This window comes from Celeribacter sp. SCSIO 80788, from assembly GCF_051054295.1.
Lineage (GTDB): Bacteria > Pseudomonadota > Alphaproteobacteria > Rhodobacterales > Rhodobacteraceae > Celeribacter.
In genome coordinates this window covers 3,230,547-3,247,029 of record NZ_CP150482.1, presented here as the reverse complement: position 1 = coordinate 3,247,029, position 16,483 = coordinate 3,230,547, and the positions used below count along the sequence as shown (strand labels likewise).

Sequence of the window (16,483 nt, the reverse complement as noted above, 5' to 3'; positions counted from 1 at the left end):
GATGTGGCAAGCGTCCATGGAAGTCAATGCGACTGAGGGCATCGCAGAGGCGCCCTCAGTGCAGAACCGCTGTGCGTTTGCGCCAGATCACCAGGGGCTTATCGGGATTGGACTTGATATCGCGGAGCATTTTTTCGGTCTCAAGCCCGTCGAGCCCGACGAAAACATCGAACAAAGCCTCCGCCCCGTGGGCATTGAGCGGGATGGTCAGAGGCGACTGGCCATAGGCGTCGAGCTGCCAGTGGGCGTGGCCTTTCGGACCGGGAAGCAACGTCACGGCAGAGATCGCGTCGATCTCGATCTGGCCACCGGTGAGGGGCGAAAAGAAACTGACGACGCCCTCGTCCACCTCGACAGCCCCAAAGCCACCGCCGCCCTGCGAGAACCGGGCGCGTTGTACGGCGGCAAAGGCGAAGATGACGGCAATAACGGTCACCGTCAGGGCGATCCAGCGCATCACGCCGTAAGAAGACGCTGCCCACCACGCGAAAAGCGCCACAAACACCAGCCCGACGATCACCTCCCGCCAGCGCAGCAAGCCCGCGCGAATCTCCGGTCTCACGACCAATCCCCGAGCTGTTGCTGCCAGAGGGTGAGGGCCGCCACCGCCGCCGTATCGGCGCGCAGGATGCGGGGACCGAGCGAAACCGCATGAGCATAGGGTAACGCATGAAGGCGTTTGCGCTCTGTGTCCGAGAACCCGCCTTCGGGGCCGATCAGAATGGCCCATTTGCCGCCTTTGACATCGCCCAAAACCTCGGCCGCGCCAACGAGCGTTTCGTCGCAAAACATGATCTGCCGCTCCGGGTCCCAGTCGGCCAGAAGACGGTCGAGCTTCATGAGGTCGGCCACTTCGGGCACATAGGTCCCGCCACATTGCTCGGCGGCCTCAATGGCATGGGCTTGCAACCGATCCTGCCGGATGCGCTCGGAATTGGTGAAATCGGTCTGCACGGGGCAGATGCGTTTCGCGCCCATCTCGGCGGCTTTCTCAACGATGAAATCGGTGCGGGCCTTTTTGATCGGCGCGAACAGGAGCCAGAGATCCGGCGGCATTTGCAGTTCGCGCGTCTTCTCGACGCAGGTCAGAGCCCCGCCGCGCTTGTTCGCCTCAGAGACTTCGGCCACGAACTCCCCATCGCGGGAATTGAACAGCGCGACAAATGCGCCCGCAGCCAGCCGCATCACCCCGAAAAGGTAATGCGCTTGCTCCCGTTCCAGAGGAATGGATTGCCCCACCGACAGTGGGTGATCTACATAGAGCCTGATTTTCGCTTCAACCATGGACCCTACATATGACCGATGACCGCGTGACGCCAGAGATGAACGGGCAAGTTGCCGATGCCGTCAAGGGAAATTGGGTGGACCATCGCGCCCCGGCATGGACCCGGCCCTATCTTCGGCTGTCGCGGGCGGATCGACCTGTAGGCACATGGTTGTTGCTGATCCCGTGCTGGTGGGGCGCGCTTTTGGCGTCGGCTGAGACCGGAACGCTGAGCCTGCGCACGGTCTGGATCATGATCGGCTGCGCTCTGGGGGCGTGGCTGATGCGCGGGGCGGGCTGTACCTGGAACGACATCACGGATCGGGATTTCGACGACAAGGTGGAGCGCACCAAAAGCCGTCCGATCCCCTCGGGGCAGGTCACGGTCAAACAGGCCGCCACCTGGATGATCGTTCAGAGCCTCATCGCCTGTGCGATCCTTCTGACCTTCGGCAAGCTCGCGATCCTCTTGGGCGTGGCCTCGCTTCTGCCCGTTGCGGTCTATCCCTTTGCCAAACGTTTTACATGGTGGCCGCAGGTGTTTCTCGGCATCGCTTTCAACTGGGGCGCGCTTCTGGCCTATGCCGCCGTGGCGGGCAAGCTGAGCATGGCCCCGGTGTTCCTCTATCTGGCGGGCATCGCATGGACGATTTTCTACGACACGATTTATGCCCATCAGGACAAGGAAGACGACGCGCTGATCGGGGTGAAATCCACCGCAAGGCGCTTTGGCGAAGAGACCCCGCGCTGGCTCAAACGTTTTCTCGTGATCACCGTCATCCTGATGGCTGCGGGCATCATTGAAGCGCTGGCCGACCGTTCCGTTCTGGCCCTCGTCGTCGCTCTGGGCGCGCCTTGGGCGATGGGGCTGCACATGACCTGGCAGATGGCGCGGCTTGACACCGACAATCCCGATGTCTGTCTGAAGCTTTTTCGGGCAAACCGCGACACCGGCCTCCTGGCTGCGCTGTTTCTTGCCATTGCCGTGTTCCTTTGATTGCAGCCTTGGACCGAACCCCCTAAGACAAAGGCCACATCTCACAACAGGCCACTTCGTTTGATGCGTATATCCAACTTCCTGCCCGTTTTCGCCGCTCTGATCCTTGGGGCCATTCTCTGTCTGGCCGGTGCCGCGATCGGCGCTCGCTTTATCGAGACAACCTCGACCAAGGCCGTCGTGAACGAAATGACCCTGCAAGGCTATGACTGGGTCGATGTGGAAGGCGACGGATTGCAGATCGTTCTGACCGGGGTGGCCCCCGATGAGCAGACCCAGCTCGCCGCCCAGCGTGCGGCGGGCCATGTGGTCGATCCGGCGCGTGTGATCAACGTGATGAACGTCGTGCAACAGGAAGACATCCCCGCCCCGCGTTTTTCCATCGAAATCCTGCGCAATGACAGCGGCATTTCCCTGATCGGTCTGGTGCCCTCGTCCTGGGATCGCGCCCGTTTCGTCGAGAGCCTCAAGAAAGCCAGCCGCACCGGCTCCATCGCCGATCTGATGGAACAGGCGGATTATCCGCAACCCGAAGCGTGGGACGAGGCCATGGAGTTCGGGCTCAATGCCATTGCGCTTTTGCCACGTTCGAAAATCTCGCTGGCCGCCGATGGGATCACCGTCACGGCGCTCGCGGAAAGCAAGGCGCAGAAAGCCGCGTTCGAGAAAAATCTCAAAGCCGAACTGCCGGAGACGATCCGCACCCGGCTCGACATCGCCGCGCCGCGACCGGTGATCACGCCCTTTACCGCGCGCTTCCTGATCGACGAGACCGGGCCGCATTTCGATGCTTGCGTCGCCGAAACCGCCCAAGGCCACCTGCGCATTCTGGCTGCTGCGAAATCGCTTGGCATCGACGACCCGCATTGCACGGTGGGCCTTGGCGCCCCCTCGGCGCAATGGGCCGTGGCGGTGGAAACCGGCATGCGGGCGCTGGCGAAACTCGGCCAGGGCAGCATCACCTTTACCGATGGCGACGTGAACCTGATCGCCGCCGAAGGCACCTCCCCCGCCCTGTTCGATACCGTGGTGGGCGAGCTTGAGGCAGATCTGCCGCCGACCTTCATCCTGCACTCGACCCTGCCGCAGGCGGAACAGGCCGAAAGCGAGGATGAGCATGCCGAATTCGTTGTCACCCGCTCGCCCGAGGGCCAGACCCAGCTGCGCGGCCGCATCCCCGACGAGCGCAGCAAACAGGCCACCGAAGCCCTCGCCCGTGCCGAGTTCGGGTCGCATTCGGTCTATTCCGCGATGCGCATCGACGACACGCTGCCCTCCGGCTGGGCGATGCGCGCCATGGCCGTGATCGAGGCGCTTGGCGAGGTGACCCGTGGTTCCGCGATCATGAGCGAGGACATGGTCGAGATCCGCGGCGAGACCGGCAACGAGAATGCCAAGGCAGCGATTGCCGGTATCCTCTCGGACAAGCTCGGCGACGGCGCGGAATTCACCATCGACGTGACCTATGTGAAGAAACTCGACCCGGTGCTCGATCTGCCGACGCCGGAGGAATGCGTGGCCAAGGCCAACGCCATTGTCGCCAGTTCGAAAATCGTCTTCGATCCGGGCTCGGTCGAGCTCAATGTCGAAGCGAACGATACGCTGGACCGCATCGCCGAAGCGCTCAAGGAGTGCGAGGAGGTCGAGATGGAAATCGGCGGCCACACCGACAGTCAGGGCGGCGAGACGATGAACCTTAACCTCTCGACACAGCGGGCAAATTCCGTCCTCGACGGGCTTTTGATGCGCCGGGTGGCGGGGGTCAGTTTCACCGCAAAAGGCTATGGCGAAAGCGAACCGATCGCCGACAACGGCACCGAAGAAGGCCGTGAGGAAAACCGTCGGATCGCATTCAAACTGCTAAACGCAGAAGAGCCGGAGACGGCGACACCGGAGGGCGCGCAGGGGGAAAATGCGGGCACCGACGATACGGCGGAAACCGACGTGAACACTGAGGCGGACGCTGGCGCAGACGGGACAGAAAACGGGGATACGGAATGAACAGAACCGAATTGATCATCGCCACGGCGATCGTGCTTTTCATCGCTTTCGTGATGGGCTGGTTCGCGCATTGGCTGGTCCATCGGTTCGTGCGCGTGGGCCAGGGCGAGATGAACGATCTCGACACCATGGCGCAGCAGTTGCACGAGGCCGAGGAAGAGCGCGATCAGGCGATTGCCTATTATCAGCATCGCGAAGCCGAGATGACGACACAGACCAACCAGACCGAGGCGGAGCTGCGGGCGGCGATGGACGGGCTTCGGGAAGCGCGTCAGGAGGCCGAGGAACTTCGGGCCTATATCGAGCGGATGAACGCGGGATAATCCCCGCTTTTTTGCTGTCGGCAAAGCGTCGGACAAGTGTCGGACTTTTGTCGGACCTCTGAGAGACAAAAATCCGACACCCGCAGGCGCCGGATTTTCTTTATTACGGCTCGCCCCGCGCCATCGCTTACCACGGCTGATTGGCAGGACCGACAGTGAACTCGTTGACAGTCACATCCTCCGGCAGGTCGAGCGCAAAGCTCACCACTTTGGCGATCCGGTCCGGCGCAATTCCGAAGGTCTGGTATAGCCCCTGCATCCCGTCGGCCGCCTGCTTGTCGGTGATCGTCTCCAACAACTCCGTGTTGATCGCCGCCGGATAGAGGGTCGCAGTGCGAATGTTCGTGCCTTCCATCGCAGCCTCCATGCGGAGCACTTCCATGAAGTCGCGCACGAACCATTTCGTGCCGCCATAGATCGCAGTACCGGGATAGGCCTTGAGCCCCGCGACGGAAGACACCGCGAGGATATGACCCGACTTCTGCGCCAGAAATTCCGGCATCACGGCAGCGACACCGTTGAGCACGCCGTTGATGTTCACATCGACCATCTGCTTCCATTCCGCGGTCTTGAGCGCGGAGACGTTACTCACCGGCATAACGCCCGCGTTCAGAAAGATCGCATCGACACGACCGAAGCGATCTTTGGCGCGCGCAACGATGGCGGCATTGTCCTCGGGCTTTGTGACGTCGAGAACCTGATAGATCGCCTCGCCGCCAGCGGCGGAGATGTCTTCCGCGATTTGGCGGAGCCTGTCTTCGCGGCGTGCACCGAGCACGACTTTCGCGCCCTTGGCGGCGATCTCTTTGGCGGTGGCCTCGCCAATGCCGGACGACGCGCCGGTGATGATGACGACTTTATCTTTGATCATGGTCTTTTCCTTTTCGGGTTTCACGGAGCGCCCTCAGGCGCCGTACTCTGCGTCGGAGACAGGCTCCATCCACGCGACGACCTCGCCGTTCAGAACCTCCTGAATGGCGGTGTGGGTCATGGCGCTGTCGGGAGCCGCGCCGTGCCAGTGTTTTTCACCGGGCGCGAACCAGACCACGTCGCCGGTGCGGATGGTCTCGACCGGGCCGCCGAGACGTTGAACCCGCCCGACCCCTTCGGTCACGATCAAGGTCTGGCCGAGCGGGTGCGTGTGCCAAGCGGTGCGAGCGCTGGGTTGGAAGGTGACACGCGCGCCTTGCACGCGGTCCTTGTCGAAGCCGTTGAACAACATCTCGACCGCAACCGCCCCGGTGAACCAGTCACTCGGTCCCGCCATCTTTGGCAGATCATTTGCACGGATGATTTCCATGGTGCGTCCTTTCCAGTCCTATCAATTCCGATGGATATCTAAGGCCGGGCGCGCTATTCGATTAGATGGCATAATTGGGATGAACTAGTGAGTATAATTTAGCAATGGCGCGAGATGAATTGGGAGAATTGCGGGCGTTCCTCGCCGTTGCCGAAGCGCAGAGCTTTACCAGGGCGGCGGCCCGTCTTGGTGTGTCCTCCTCCGCGCTGAGCCATACGATCCGGGCGTTGGAGGAACGGCTCGGCCTGCGACTTTTGGCGCGCACGACGCGGAGCGTGGCGACGACGGAAGCCGGAGAGCGGCTTTTCACCGCCCTCTCCCCGCATTTCGAACAGATCCATGCGGAGATCGAAGCGCTGAGCGAGTTGCGGGACAAGCCCGCCGGCACCTTGCGGATCAGTTCGGGGGAACATGCGGCGGAGACCCTCCTGCGTCCGGCGCTTGCACGGTTCCTGCCGGAGTACCCGGATATCCATGTCGAAGTGTCGATCGACAACGGGTTGGTCGATATCGTCGGCGCGCATTTCGACGCGGGCGTGCGGCTTGGCGAATCTGTGAGCAAAGACATGATTGCGGTGCGGATCGGACCGGACTGGCGGTTTCTCGTGGTCGGCACGCCGGAGTATTTCGCACAGCACCCCGCGCCGCAGCATCCGAGGGAGTTGACGGATCACCGCTGCATCAATCTGCGCCTGACCTCACGCGGCGGGCTTTATGCCTGGGAGTTCGAAAAGGACGGGCATGAGATGGAGGTTCGGGTCAGCGGGCAAGCGACCTATGACAGCATCCTGTCGGTGCTTCATGCGGCGCTCGACGGGCATGGGCTGGCCTTTGTGCCCGAAGATCTGGCACGGCCCTATCTCGATAACGGACGTTTGCAAGTGGCGTTGAGCGATTGGTGCCCGCCCATTCAGGGCTATCACCTCTATTATCCCAACCGGCGGCTGGCCTCCCCGGCGTTTACACGGTTCATGGAAGCGCTGCGCTATCGCGGCTGAGCCTACCAGCGCTTGAGCGCGTCTTCGTCCGCCTCTTTCGCAGCAACCCAATCGGCCCCCTCGCGCGTCACTTCCTTTTTCCAGAACGGCGCGCGGGATTTCAGGTAGTCCATCAGGTATTCGGCGGCCTCGAAGGCCTCGACCCGATGGCGGGCGGCAGTGGCGACCATCATGATCTGATCGCCGGGGCGCAATTGACCGAAGCGATGGATGACGAGGCAGTCGGTGAGGGACCAGCGCGTTGCGGCCTCCTCGGCGATCTTGGTGATCGCGGCTTCGCACATGCCGGGATAATGCTCGATCTCCATGTGATCGAGCGTGCCGGTGTCGTCGCGCACGAGGCCGGTGAAGCTGACCGTCGCACCGGTGTTCGGGGCCCTGCCGAACCCCTTGAGGGCATCGGCGAGGTCGAAATCTTCGGGCTGGACGGACACGCGCATTTCAGCCTCCGGTCATCGGCGGAAAGAAGGCCACCTCGCGCACGCCGTCTAGGGGCGCATCGAACTCCATCAACTCCTGATCGAGAGCGACGCGCAGGGATTTGAGATCGGAGAAGGCGAGATCGTAGCGCTCTTCGCGGGATTTCAGCTCCTCGACCAAGTCCATGACCGTCGCGGCAGAGGTTTCGACCGTCTCGCGCGGCTCCCCGATGCGCTCGCGCACCCATGCGAAATAGAGCACCTCAATCTTCATGGTGATCTCGCAGGAAAGGCATGGCTTTGGTCAGATAATCCCAACCGGTGATCACGGTGAGCAGGCCCGCGAGCCAGAAGATCCCGATGCCGAGGGTGAAGAGCGGCGCGAAATCGGTCGCGCCATAGGCGAAGAGCACGGCAATGGCGACCATTTGGAACGTGGTTTTCCACTTGGCGAGTTTCGTGACCTTGAGCGTCCCGGCGGTGTCGCCCAGAAATTCGCGCAGGCCTGAGACGAAGGTTTCGCGCAGAAGGATGAAGGCCGCCGGGATCACGATCAGCGCATTCGCCCCATGGAGCATGGTCAGTACGGCGATCGCCGTCACCACCATGGCCTTGTCGGCAATCGGGTCGAGCATGGCGCCGAATTTCGACATTTGATCCCATTTGCGGGCCAGATAACCGTCGAGAAAATCGGTGATCGAGGCGGAGGCGAACAGGATCAGCGCGGCCCAGTCGGCGACGGGGCGCGGCAGGATCAGGAAAACGAGCGCCACGCCGGGCGCGCAAAGCAGCCGGAAGACGGTGAGGATATTGGGCAGGTTCCATGTCATGGTTTTCTCCTTACTCTCTCACCCGTGCTCATGGAAGAAGTCGTAGACGGTCTGGGCCACTTTCTCGGAAATTCCGTCGACGGCCATAAGATCGTCGAGATGCGCGCCCTCCACCGCCTTGGCGGAGCCGAAATGCGCCAGAAGCGCACGTTTGCGGGTGGCGCCGATGCCGGGAATGTCGTCGAGTTTCGTCAGACCCATCGCTTTCGAGCGTTTCGCCCGGTGCGTGCCGATGACGAAGCGGTGGGCCTCGTCGCGCATGCGCTGGATGAAATAGAGCACCGGATCGTTGCGCCGCAGCGCCATGACGCGGTGGCCGATGCGATGGAATTCTTCCTTGCCCTGATCGCGATCTATGCCCTTGGCGACGCCGATCATCGGAATGTCGGTGACACCCTCTTTGACCATGATTTCATGCACGGCAGAGACCTGCCCCGCGCCGCCATCGATCAACAGGAGATCGGGCCAGAGGCCTTTGGACCGGTCGGGATCGTCTTTGAACAGACGCTTGAAGCGGCGGGTCAGAACCTCTTTCATCATGCCGAAATCGTCGCCGGGGGTGATGTCATCGCCGCGAATGTCGTATTTGCGGTAGTGGTTCTTCATGAACCCCTCCGGCCCCGCGACGATCATCGCGCCGACGGCATGGGCACCCTGAATATGGGAGTTGTCGTAGACCTCAACCCGCTCAGGCACGCGCGGCAGATCGAAAGCCTCTTTGAGCCCTTCGAGGAGTTTCTCCTGCGCCGCCCCTTCGGACATTTTGCGGCCCAAACTTTCGCGGGCGTTGCGGAGCGCGGAGGCGACAAGCTCCTGTTTCTCGCCGCGCTGCGGAACGAGGATTTCGATCTTCTTGCCGGCTTTCTCCGACAGCGCGGCTTCCATCAGCTCGCGCTCTTCGATGTCGTGGGACAGGATAAGCTGGCGCGGCGGGTCGCGTTTTTCGTAGAATTGCCCGATGAAGCCCGCAAGGACTTCCTCCGCCTCCGCGCCATTGGTTTTCGGGTAGAAATCCTTGTTGCCCCAGTTCTGATGCGCGCGGATGAAGAAGACCTGAACACAGGCCTGCCCGCCCTCCATATGCAGCCCGATCACATCGCCCTCGCCCACGGTGCGTGGGTTGATGCCCTGCGCCGTCTGAACCTGTGTCAGAGCGCGGATGCGGTCGCGGAAAGCGGCGGCGCGTTCGAATTCCATCGCGTCGGAGGCCTCCTGCATCTCATGGGCGAGCTTTTCCTGAAGGCCGGAGTGACGGCCCTGAAGGAAACGTTCGGCCTCGTTCACCAGCTCGGCATAGTCCTCTTTCGAGATCTTGCCGACGCAGGGCGCGGTGCACCGTTTGATCTGGTATTGCAGACAAGGGCGCGTGCGGCTCTCGAAATCCGGGTCGGAACAGGTGCGCAAAAGAAAGACCTTCTGCAACTGGTTCAGGGTGCGGTTCACAGCGGAGGCGGAAGCGAAGGGGCCAAAATAGGCGGCCTTGCGCTTGCGCGCACCGCGGTGCTTGGACAACTGCGGGAAATCGCTGTCCTTCGTCAGCATGATGTTCGGGAAGCTTTTGTCGTCGCGCAGCAATACGTTGTAGCGCGGCTTGAGCTGTTTGATCAGGTTCTGTTCGAGCAGAAGCGCCTCGGTCTCTGTCCGGGTCGTCAGGAACATCATCTGCGAGGTCTCGGAGATCATCCGGGCGATGCGGGCGGAATGGCCCGAGGGGCGGGCGTAGTTCGACACGCGGTTCTTGAGGTTCTTCGCCTTGCCGACATAGAGCACGTTATGCTCGGGATCGAGCATGCGATACACGCCGGGCGAGCCGTCGAGCTGCTTGACATAGGCGTCGATCACGGCATAGCCGCGCGGCACGTCCTTGTGCGCGTCGACGCGGGACGTCTCCGGCGTCGGGTCCATATTTTCGCTGCCCTTTACGTCACTCATCTGCCTGCCTCCGATTCCCCCTCTGGCTGCAATCTTATCGCTCCGAGAGCAAGAGCTAACTCATCCACCATTTCTGTGGATAACCCTGCCTATAAGTTTTCGTGAACACGGATTTCCCCTTGGATTCATGCGTATTCACCCATTTGCACAAAAAATGAACTCGTTTTTAATGCATTGATTTTAAATGGTATTTTTAAGAGCATATCGCAAACCCTTGATATTGTTTACATTTTAGTAACGAAAATGAAACAAACCCGAGAGACGTGCAAAACTTTTGCTTGAAAAGGTTAACAGGGCTTACTCGTTGCCCCGAACGTCCGCCGTTTCCCAAGCCAGATGTTGACCGCTGTCGGGGCAGATCAACTGCCCGGTCACAGCGGGCGCGGAGACCAGATAGGCCAGTGCGGCGATGACGTCGGCGGGCTCTGCGCCGCGCTGCAAAAGGGTCGCTTTTTGCTGGTCTGCAAAGTCCTCCGGGCTCTGGCGCGCGCCCTGAAGCGTCGGACCGGGCCCGATGCCATTGACGCGCACACGGGGCGCGAGAGCCTGTGCCGCAGTTTGCGTGAGCGTCCAGAGCGCGGATTTGGCAAGCGTGTAGGTCATGAACTGCGGCGTGAGCTTGCGCACACGCTGATCGATCATGTTGACCACGAGCGCCTGCGCGCGCGGGCGACCGTCAGGATCGCACACCGGATCGGGGGCCTGCGCAGCGAACTGTTGCGTCAACACGAAGGGCGCCCGCAGGTTGCTCTCGAAATGCCGGTCCCAGCTTTGCCGGGTGGCGGTCTCAACCGTATCGTCTTCGAAAATCGAAGCGTTGTTGACGAGAAGCGTCAAAGGCCCACCGAGCGCATCCACGGCACGCGGCACGAGGGTCTCCACCTGCGCCTCGTCGAGCAGATCGGCCTGCAACACGGACGCCTTGCGTCCCATGGCGCGCAGGGCCTCGACCAGATCGGCAGCCTCGGCACGGGAGCGATGACAATGCACCGCGACGTCAAACCCCATCTCGCCCAGAGACAGGGCCATGGCACGGCCAAGCCTCTGCCCCGCCCCGGTCACAAGCGCCTTGCGCAGTGTCATACGATCTCCTCAGCCCAGCACAGCCAATATGTAGAGAACATATAGGACGGAAAGGGCGATCCCCCAAACCCGGGTGATGTCGATGCGCTTGAGCACGAACAGGCCGAGCAGGACAGACACGCCAAGCATCACCCAGATGTCGAAATCCATCAGGTCCTTGTCGACCGGAAGCTGTCCGACGAGGCTCGACACACCGATGATACCGAGAAGGTTGAACATGTTGGAGCCGATGACGTTGCCGAAGGCGACGTCGGCCTGTTTGCGGAGCGCCGCCATGACGGTCGTCGCGAGTTCTGGCAGGGAGGTGCCGAGGGCCACGAGGGTCAGGCCGATCACGGTTTCGGAGACGCCGAAGGCACGGGCGATATTGGTCGAGGCATCGACCAGAATGTCCGCACCGAACGGCAGGCCGATGAGACCGACCAGCAGAAAACCGATGACCTTGATCCAGGGCATGTCGGGATCGGCGCCTTCGACCTCTTCGGGTTCGACGTCCCGCTGGGCGACGCGGTGACAGCGGGCCTCATAGATCGCGTGACCGATCATGGCGAAAAGCGCGGCCAGGAGGATCAGACCGGCAATCCAGTCGAACGTGCCGCGCAGCGCCAGAAGGATGAACAGCACGGTCGCACCCAGCATCTGGAGATAGGAGGCGCGGGTGGAATTGTCGATCACATGAAGAGTGGAGATCATGGCAGGAATGCCCATCACCAGAAGCACGTTGGCGGTGTTCGACCCGATGACGTTGCCGAGTGCCAGCCCCGGTGCCCCGTCGAAAATCGCCGACACGGACACCAAAAGCTCCGGCGCGGAAGTGCCGAAGGCGACGACGGTGAGCGAGACGATCAGCGCCGGAATACCCAGTCGCAGGGACAGGTTCACGGCGCCGCGCACCAACATATCGCCTGCAATCAGCAGGATGATCAGACCGGCAACCGCATAAATGAAATCCATCAGGATCTGTCCTTTTCACAGGCACACGGGCCTTTACCAATTTTGTAACGCCCGCATTTCGGACATTTCATATCGTTCAGCTTTTGCTGACCCGGAAAGCGCAGTCGGCCGAAAAGGGCGAGCACCATCATGAAGATCAGAAAGACGCTGATGATCTTGAAAACCATGCGATCAGAGCCCGAACCTTGCCCAGAGGGCCTGTTCTTCGACCTGCGCGGTGAGGCCGGAGGCGAGTTCGGTGCCGAAGCGACGGAACAGCGGGCGTTTCGGGCCGAAGACCGAGAGCTTCACCTTGTCGCCGTAGATGTCCTTCATCGTGGGAACGAGATGGCCGATGCCATCGGCGAGGCCAAGCTCGACGCCCTTCGCCCCGGTCCAGAAGGCCCCGTCGAACAGCTCCGCCTCTTTCGAAAGCCGCTCGGCACGGGAGGCGGTGACATGGGCGATGAAAGCCTGATGGATTTCTTCTTGCAGAGATTTGATCCGCGCCACGTCTTCGGGGTTTTCCGGGCGGAAGGGATCGAGCTGACTTTTCGAGCGACCGGAGGTGTAAACCCGGCGTTCGATGCCGTGTTTGCCGATGAACTGGTCGAAACCGAAGCCTGCGGAAATCACGCCGATGGAGCCGACGATGGAGCTTGGATCGACGAAAATCTTGTCGGCGGCACAGGCGAGCCAATAGCCGCCCGAGGCCGCGACATCTTCGACAAAGGCATAGACCGGAAGTTCTTTTTCCTGCGCCAGACGGGTGATCCGGGCCGCGATCAGGGAGGATTGCACCGGCGAGCCGCCCGGTGAATTGATCGACAGCGCGACGGCTGAGGGCTTGCCCTTGCGAAAGGCGCGCTCAATCGCGGGGGCGAGGCTTTGGTCGTTCAAACCGCCCTGACGGGTCATGATCGCACCGTTCAGGCGGACGACATTGACCTTTGGCGGCGACGCGAGAAAGGGGATGCTGAGGCTCATGCCTTGGGATGTAAAACTCCCCCCCGGCACAAACAAGGGCACGGGAAGACCCCCCGTGCCCTTTTTTTACATTTGTTCCGAATTTACGCGGCGATCACAGGCAAGCTCTGGGCGATCACCGGACGATCACCGGGACGATCACCGGACGATCACTCGGCGGCGCAGGTTTTGAAAGCCTCAGCCGCAGCGTCAATCAGATCGCCGTAGAACCCGGCGCCCGGGGTCAGCCCGACGCCCAGCGGGTCGATCACCGTGGTTTTCGCATCAGTGCCATCGAGCACGGTCGCGACAAGGCCCGCGTTGAACTGCGGTTCGGAGAAGACGCAGGTGACGCCCTCGGATTTGATCTTGTCCTGAATTTCCTTTACGCGGGCCGGGCTCGGCGCGGTGGCGTCCGACAGCGAGATGGAGCCGGTGGCCTGAAGACCGAAGCGGTTTTCGAAATACTGGAAGGAATCGTGGAAGACGACGAAGCGCAGATCGGAGATCGGAGCCAGTTCGGCCTGAATTTCCGCGATTTTAACGTCCAGCGTCTGTTGGGCCGCAGCGGCATTCGCGGCGTAGGTGGCGGCGTTTTCGGGGTCGTGCTCGGCGAGTTCCTCGGCGATGACACCGAGCCAGACACGGGCGTTCATCGGATCGAGCCAAGCGTGACCATCGGCCCCTTCGTGGTCATGGTCATCGTGATCATCATGGCCGTGCTCGTCATGATCATGCTCATCGTGGTCATGGTCGTCATGATCGTCGTGCGCCTCTTCGGCGTGATCGTCATGAGCCTCATGATCGGCTTCACCGTGGTCATGATCGTGCTCGTCATCGCTATGGACGTGACGCTCGAAAGTCGCGCCTTCACGCACCGGCAGGACAGTCGCGCCTTCAGCCAGCGCCAGAGGCACCGAATGGGCGTCGTGGGCCACTTCGTCGATCATCTCGTCGAGCCAGGGCTCGATCACCGGACCGGTCCAAAAGACGATGTCGGCGGCTTGCAGGGCTTTGGCCTCCGACGGGCGCAGGGAGTAGCCGTGCGGCGAGGCGCCTTGCGGCATCAATTGGGTCGAGGTGCCGAGATCGCCCATGACCTGAGCCACAAGCGAGTCGATCGGCGCCATGTCGGTGACGACATTGGGAACCTCGGCATAGGCGGCGGAAACGGCGGCGAATTGTGCGCTGGCGAGCAAGCTGACAGAAAGAAGGGAGGAACGAAGGGTCATTCTGGCCTCTGATGCATGTTATGTTATTACGTCTCGGGCTTGATATAGTACAGGTGATAACATATCAAGGGCTCCTGTTAGCAAACCAACTGCGCGACTCGTCATACCGGAGCGATGCCATGGACCCGAACACGATCGGATTTCAGCACCACGATCACAGCCATTGCGTCGCGGATGGCGTCGCGGCGGCGGACCACGCTTGTCGCGAGGCCGGGCTGCATCTGACGCCGGTGCGCAAGCGGGCGCTGGAGATTCTGCTCGAAGAGCACCGCGCGCTCGGGGCCTATGACGTGCTGGCCCGCCTGGCCGAAGACGGGTTCGGCAGTCAGCCGCCAGTGGCCTATCGCGCGCTCGATTTTTTGACCAAAAACGGCTTTGTTCACAAAATCGAGAAGCTCAACGCCTTCATCGCCTGCGCCCATCCCGGCGAGCGGCACACCCCCGCCTTTCTGATCTGCACCTCCTGTCATGCGGTAGCGGAGGCGGAAACCGATCCGTCGCACAGCCTGCTGGCGAATATTGCGGCGACCACGGGGTTTCGCATTTCCCGTGCGGTCCTGGAGGCCGAGGGCACCTGCCCGAACTGTCTGGCGCGTGAAAAATGAGCCTCATCAACATTGAAAATGTGACCCTGCATCTTGGCGGGCGGTTGGTGCTTGACGACGTCTCGATGACGGTCGAGCCGGGCGAGATCGTCACCATCGTGGGGCCGAACGGCTCCGGCAAATCGACGCTGATGAAGGTCGTGATCGGGGCGCTGGCCCCGGAAAGCGGCACGGTGACACGGCAGAAGGGTCTGCGCATCGGCTATGTGCCGCAAAAGCTGCATATCGACCCGACCCTGCCGCTCACGGTGCGGCGGTTCCTGTCGCTGCCGAAACGGGTGAGCGACGCCGCCGCCCATGCCGCGCTCGACGATGCCGGTGCAGGCCATCTTTGCCTGCGGCAGATGACCGACCTGTCGGGCGGGCAGTTTCAACGCGTGCTTCTGGCCCGTGCGCTTTTGAACGATCCCGATCTTCTGATCCTCGACGAGGCCACTCAGGGGCTGGACCAATCCGGTTCCGCCGATTTCTACAGCCAGATCGAACGGCTGCGACAGGACAAAGGCGTCGCGGTTTTGATGGTGAGCCATGAATTGCATGTGGTGATGTCCACGTCGGATCGGGTGATCTGTCTCAATGGTCATGTGTGTTGCCATGGCGCGCCGGAGCATGTCGCCTCCGCGCCGGAATACCGGGCGCTCTTTGGCACCGGCACGCATGGCGCGCTGGCGCTCTACCGACATGACCACAGCCATGACCATTGCGATCACGATCATGCGCAGGACCATGCGCATGCGCACACGCAGGACCACGGGCAGAACCAGAGCCAAACGCAGGACAAGGTGACCTCCGCATGAGCCTTCTCGACGATTTCCTTGTCCGTGCCATTCTGGCCGGGATCGGTCTTGTGCTGGCGGCGGCGCCTTTGGGCTGTTTCGTGGTCTGGCGGCGGATGGCCTATTTCGGCGATGCCACGGCACACGCGGCCCTTCTGGGGGTCGCTCTGGCCTTGGCGTTCAACGTGTCGATCTTCGCGGGGGTCCTTGTGATTGCGCTGTTGATGGCGTTCACCGTTTCGACCCTGTCGGGCCGCGGTTTTGCCATGGACACTTTGCTGGGCGTGATGGCGCACAGCGCGCTGGCCTTCGGGCTTGTTGCCGTGTCTTTCGTGCCCAACGTCAGGGTCGATCTCAACGCCTATCTGTTCGGCGACATTCTCGCCGTCGGGCGCAGCGATCTTGCGGTGATCTGGGGCGGCGCGGTGTTGGTCTCCGTTCTGCTGTACTGGCGCTGGTCGGCGCTTTTGACCACGACGCTCAACCCCGATCTTGCGATGGCCTCGGGCCTGTCGCCGCGACGCGAGCAGTTGATCCTGTCGCTGGCGCTGGCGATGGTGGTGGCGGTGGCGATCAAGGTGGTCGGCACGCTTCTGATTGCCGCGATGTTGCTGATCCCGGCGGCGAGTGCGCGACCGTTTTCGCGCACACCGGAGCGCATGGCGGTGATCGCCACGCTCATTGGCGTCATGGCGGTTCTGGGCGGCATTCAGGGCGCATTCACCTTCGACACGCCGACCGGTCCGACCATCGTGACTGTCGCCGCGCTGATCTTCGTGCTGGCGAACCTCGTCCGACTGATCCGCACGCGGGTCAGTTAAGCC

19 protein-coding genes are annotated in these 16,483 nt (G+C 61.8%); 7 read left to right on the top strand and 12 right to left on the bottom strand.

Annotated features, from left to right (window positions below):
- Positions 1–55: 55 nt before the first annotated feature.
- Together V1471_RS16360 and V1471_RS16355 are read right to left on the bottom strand one after the other, a co-directional pair.
- Positions 56–562, bottom strand: a complete 507-nt coding sequence (locus V1471_RS16360) for a hypothetical protein (protein WP_434290119.1) — start codon at positions 560–562, stop codon at positions 56–58.
- Positions 559–1,284: a 16S rRNA (uracil(1498)-N(3))-methyltransferase gene (locus tag V1471_RS16355; RefSeq protein WP_434290117.1), complete on the bottom strand. Its 726-nt coding sequence runs from the start codon at positions 1,282–1,284 to the stop codon at positions 559–561. Before V1471_RS16355 ends, V1471_RS16360 begins: the two co-directional genes overlap by 4 nt.
- A gap of 11 nt (positions 1,285–1,295) precedes the next feature.
- Between V1471_RS16355 and ubiA the strand changes: the two genes are divergently transcribed.
- The 3 genes from ubiA (at position 1,296) to V1471_RS16340 (ending at position 4,585) form a co-directional block, all read left to right on the top strand.
- Entirely contained in the window at positions 1,296–2,261 is a 966-nt protein-coding gene (gene ubiA, locus V1471_RS16350) for a 4-hydroxybenzoate octaprenyltransferase (RefSeq protein WP_434290115.1), read from the top strand.
- 63 nt (positions 2,262–2,324) lie between these two features.
- Positions 2,325–4,262, top strand: a complete 1,938-nt coding sequence (locus tag V1471_RS16345) for an OmpA family protein (RefSeq protein ID WP_434290113.1) — start codon at positions 2,325–2,327, stop codon at positions 4,260–4,262.
- Positions 4,259–4,585: a hypothetical protein gene (locus V1471_RS16340; protein WP_434290111.1), complete on the top strand. Its 327-nt coding sequence runs from the start codon at positions 4,259–4,261 to the stop codon at positions 4,583–4,585. Before V1471_RS16345 ends, V1471_RS16340 begins: the two co-directional genes overlap by 4 nt.
- A gap of 127 nt (positions 4,586–4,712) precedes the next feature.
- Here V1471_RS16340 and V1471_RS16335 read toward each other — a convergent pair whose 3' ends face one another.
- Positions 4,713–5,456 carry an SDR family oxidoreductase gene (locus tag V1471_RS16335; protein WP_434290109.1) on the bottom strand — a complete coding sequence of 248 codons (744 nt, stop codon included), beginning with the start codon at positions 5,454–5,456 and terminating at the stop codon, positions 4,713–4,715.
- A gap of 33 nt (positions 5,457–5,489) precedes the next feature.
- Complete coding sequence (locus V1471_RS16330) at positions 5,490–5,885, bottom strand: (R)-mandelonitrile lyase (protein WP_434290107.1); 396 nt, start codon at positions 5,883–5,885, stop codon at positions 5,490–5,492.
- 104 nt (positions 5,886–5,989) lie between these two features.
- Here V1471_RS16330 and V1471_RS16325 point away from each other — a divergent pair, with 104 nt between their 5' ends.
- Positions 5,990–6,883: a LysR substrate-binding domain-containing protein gene (locus V1471_RS16325; RefSeq protein ID WP_434290105.1), complete on the top strand. Its 894-nt coding sequence runs from the start codon at positions 5,990–5,992 to the stop codon at positions 6,881–6,883.
- Positions 6,884–6,885: 2 nt separating this feature from the next.
- Here V1471_RS16325 and V1471_RS16320 read toward each other — a convergent pair whose 3' ends face one another.
- From V1471_RS16320 to V1471_RS16285, 8 genes are all read right to left on the bottom strand, one after another.
- On the bottom strand, positions 6,886–7,323 hold the full coding sequence (locus V1471_RS16320) for a molybdenum cofactor biosynthesis protein MoaE (RefSeq protein ID WP_434290103.1): 438 nt from the start codon (positions 7,321–7,323) through the stop codon (positions 6,886–6,888).
- 1 nt (position 7,324) lies between these two features.
- Positions 7,325–7,576 carry a molybdopterin converting factor subunit 1 gene (gene moaD / locus V1471_RS16315; protein WP_434290101.1) on the bottom strand — a complete coding sequence of 84 codons (252 nt, stop codon included), beginning with the start codon at positions 7,574–7,576 and terminating at the stop codon, positions 7,325–7,327.
- Positions 7,566–8,132: a CDP-diacylglycerol--glycerol-3-phosphate 3-phosphatidyltransferase gene (gene pgsA / locus V1471_RS16310; protein WP_434290099.1), complete on the bottom strand. Its 567-nt coding sequence runs from the start codon at positions 8,130–8,132 to the stop codon at positions 7,566–7,568. Before pgsA ends, moaD begins: the two co-directional genes overlap by 11 nt.
- Before the next feature lie 18 nt (positions 8,133–8,150).
- Positions 8,151–10,037 (bottom strand): excinuclease ABC subunit UvrC, encoded by a 1,887-nt coding sequence (gene uvrC, locus V1471_RS16305; RefSeq protein WP_434290960.1) that lies wholly within the window; start codon positions 10,035–10,037, stop codon positions 8,151–8,153.
- A 324-nt stretch (positions 10,038–10,361) separates the two neighbouring features.
- The gene (locus V1471_RS16300) at positions 10,362–11,147 is read right to left on the bottom strand and encodes an SDR family oxidoreductase (protein ID WP_434290097.1); all 786 of its coding nucleotides are present in this window, start codon (positions 11,145–11,147) and stop codon (positions 10,362–10,364) included.
- Between the two features lie 9 nt (positions 11,148–11,156).
- Entirely contained in the window at positions 11,157–12,101 is a 945-nt protein-coding gene (locus V1471_RS16295) for a calcium/sodium antiporter (protein ID WP_434290095.1), read from the bottom strand.
- A 171-nt stretch (positions 12,102–12,272) separates the two neighbouring features.
- Positions 12,273–13,067 (bottom strand): S49 family peptidase, encoded by a 795-nt coding sequence (locus V1471_RS16290; protein ID WP_434290093.1) that lies wholly within the window; start codon positions 13,065–13,067, stop codon positions 12,273–12,275.
- 149 nt (positions 13,068–13,216) lie between these two features.
- The gene (locus V1471_RS16285; RefSeq protein ID WP_434290091.1) at positions 13,217–14,278 is read right to left on the bottom strand and encodes a zinc ABC transporter substrate-binding protein; all 1,062 of its coding nucleotides are present in this window, start codon (positions 14,276–14,278) and stop codon (positions 13,217–13,219) included.
- Between the two features lie 119 nt (positions 14,279–14,397).
- Here V1471_RS16285 and V1471_RS16280 point away from each other — a divergent pair, with 119 nt between their 5' ends.
- From V1471_RS16280 to V1471_RS16270, 3 genes are read left to right on the top strand one after another with little or no spacing between them, the layout of a single operon-like run.
- Entirely contained in the window at positions 14,398–14,883 is a 486-nt protein-coding gene (locus V1471_RS16280; protein ID WP_434290089.1) for a Fur family transcriptional regulator, read from the top strand.
- Entirely contained in the window at positions 14,880–15,680 is an 801-nt protein-coding gene (locus tag V1471_RS16275; protein WP_434290087.1) for an ATP-binding cassette domain-containing protein, read from the top strand. The genes V1471_RS16280 and V1471_RS16275 overlap by 4 nt, the downstream gene beginning before the upstream one ends.
- Positions 15,677–16,480, top strand: coding sequence for a metal ABC transporter permease (locus V1471_RS16270; protein WP_434290085.1), 804 nt, complete (start codon positions 15,677–15,679; stop codon positions 16,478–16,480). Before V1471_RS16275 ends, V1471_RS16270 begins: the two co-directional genes overlap by 4 nt.
- The last annotated feature ends 3 nt before the right edge of the window (positions 16,481–16,483 follow it).

What these genes read in the sequence shown, in the direction of transcription:
- V1471_RS16330 (WP_434290107.1), bottom strand. Translation starts at nt 5,885, where the DNA reads ATGGAAATCATCCGTGCAAATGATCTGCCAAAGATGGCGGGACCGAGT.
- ubiA (WP_434290115.1), top strand. Translation starts at nt 1,296, where the DNA reads ATGACCGATGACCGCGTGACGCCAGAGATGAACGGGCAAGTTGCCGAT.
- V1471_RS16280 (WP_434290089.1), top strand. Translation starts at nt 14,398, where the DNA reads ATGGACCCGAACACGATCGGATTTCAGCACCACGATCACAGCCATTGC.
- V1471_RS16320 (WP_434290103.1), bottom strand. Translation starts at nt 7,323, where the DNA reads ATGCGCGTGTCCGTCCAGCCCGAAGATTTCGACCTCGCCGATGCCCTC.
- moaD (WP_434290101.1), bottom strand. Translation starts at nt 7,576, where the DNA reads ATGAAGATTGAGGTGCTCTATTTCGCATGGGTGCGCGAGCGCATCGGG.
- V1471_RS16340 (WP_434290111.1), top strand. Translation starts at nt 4,259, where the DNA reads ATGAACAGAACCGAATTGATCATCGCCACGGCGATCGTGCTTTTCATC.
- V1471_RS16345 (WP_434290113.1), top strand. Translation starts at nt 2,325, where the DNA reads ATGCGTATATCCAACTTCCTGCCCGTTTTCGCCGCTCTGATCCTTGGG.
- uvrC (WP_434290960.1), bottom strand. Translation starts at nt 10,037, where the DNA reads ATGGACCCGACGCCGGAGACGTCCCGCGTCGACGCGCACAAGGACGTG.
- V1471_RS16335 (WP_434290109.1), bottom strand. Translation starts at nt 5,456, where the DNA reads ATGATCAAAGATAAAGTCGTCATCATCACCGGCGCGTCGTCCGGCATT.
- V1471_RS16355 (WP_434290117.1), bottom strand. Translation starts at nt 1,284, where the DNA reads ATGGTTGAAGCGAAAATCAGGCTCTATGTAGATCACCCACTGTCGGTG.
- V1471_RS16270 (WP_434290085.1), top strand. Translation starts at nt 15,677, where the DNA reads ATGAGCCTTCTCGACGATTTCCTTGTCCGTGCCATTCTGGCCGGGATC.
- V1471_RS16285 (WP_434290091.1), bottom strand. Translation starts at nt 14,278, where the DNA reads ATGACCCTTCGTTCCTCCCTTCTTTCTGTCAGCTTGCTCGCCAGCGCA.
- V1471_RS16295 (WP_434290095.1), bottom strand. Translation starts at nt 12,101, where the DNA reads ATGGATTTCATTTATGCGGTTGCCGGTCTGATCATCCTGCTGATTGCA.
- V1471_RS16300 (WP_434290097.1), bottom strand. Translation starts at nt 11,147, where the DNA reads ATGACACTGCGCAAGGCGCTTGTGACCGGGGCGGGGCAGAGGCTTGGC.
- V1471_RS16275 (WP_434290087.1), top strand. Translation starts at nt 14,880, where the DNA reads ATGAGCCTCATCAACATTGAAAATGTGACCCTGCATCTTGGCGGGCGG.
- pgsA (WP_434290099.1), bottom strand. Translation starts at nt 8,132, where the DNA reads ATGACATGGAACCTGCCCAATATCCTCACCGTCTTCCGGCTGCTTTGC.
- V1471_RS16290 (WP_434290093.1), bottom strand. Translation starts at nt 13,067, where the DNA reads ATGAGCCTCAGCATCCCCTTTCTCGCGTCGCCGCCAAAGGTCAATGTC.
- V1471_RS16325 (WP_434290105.1), top strand. Translation starts at nt 5,990, where the DNA reads ATGGCGCGAGATGAATTGGGAGAATTGCGGGCGTTCCTCGCCGTTGCC.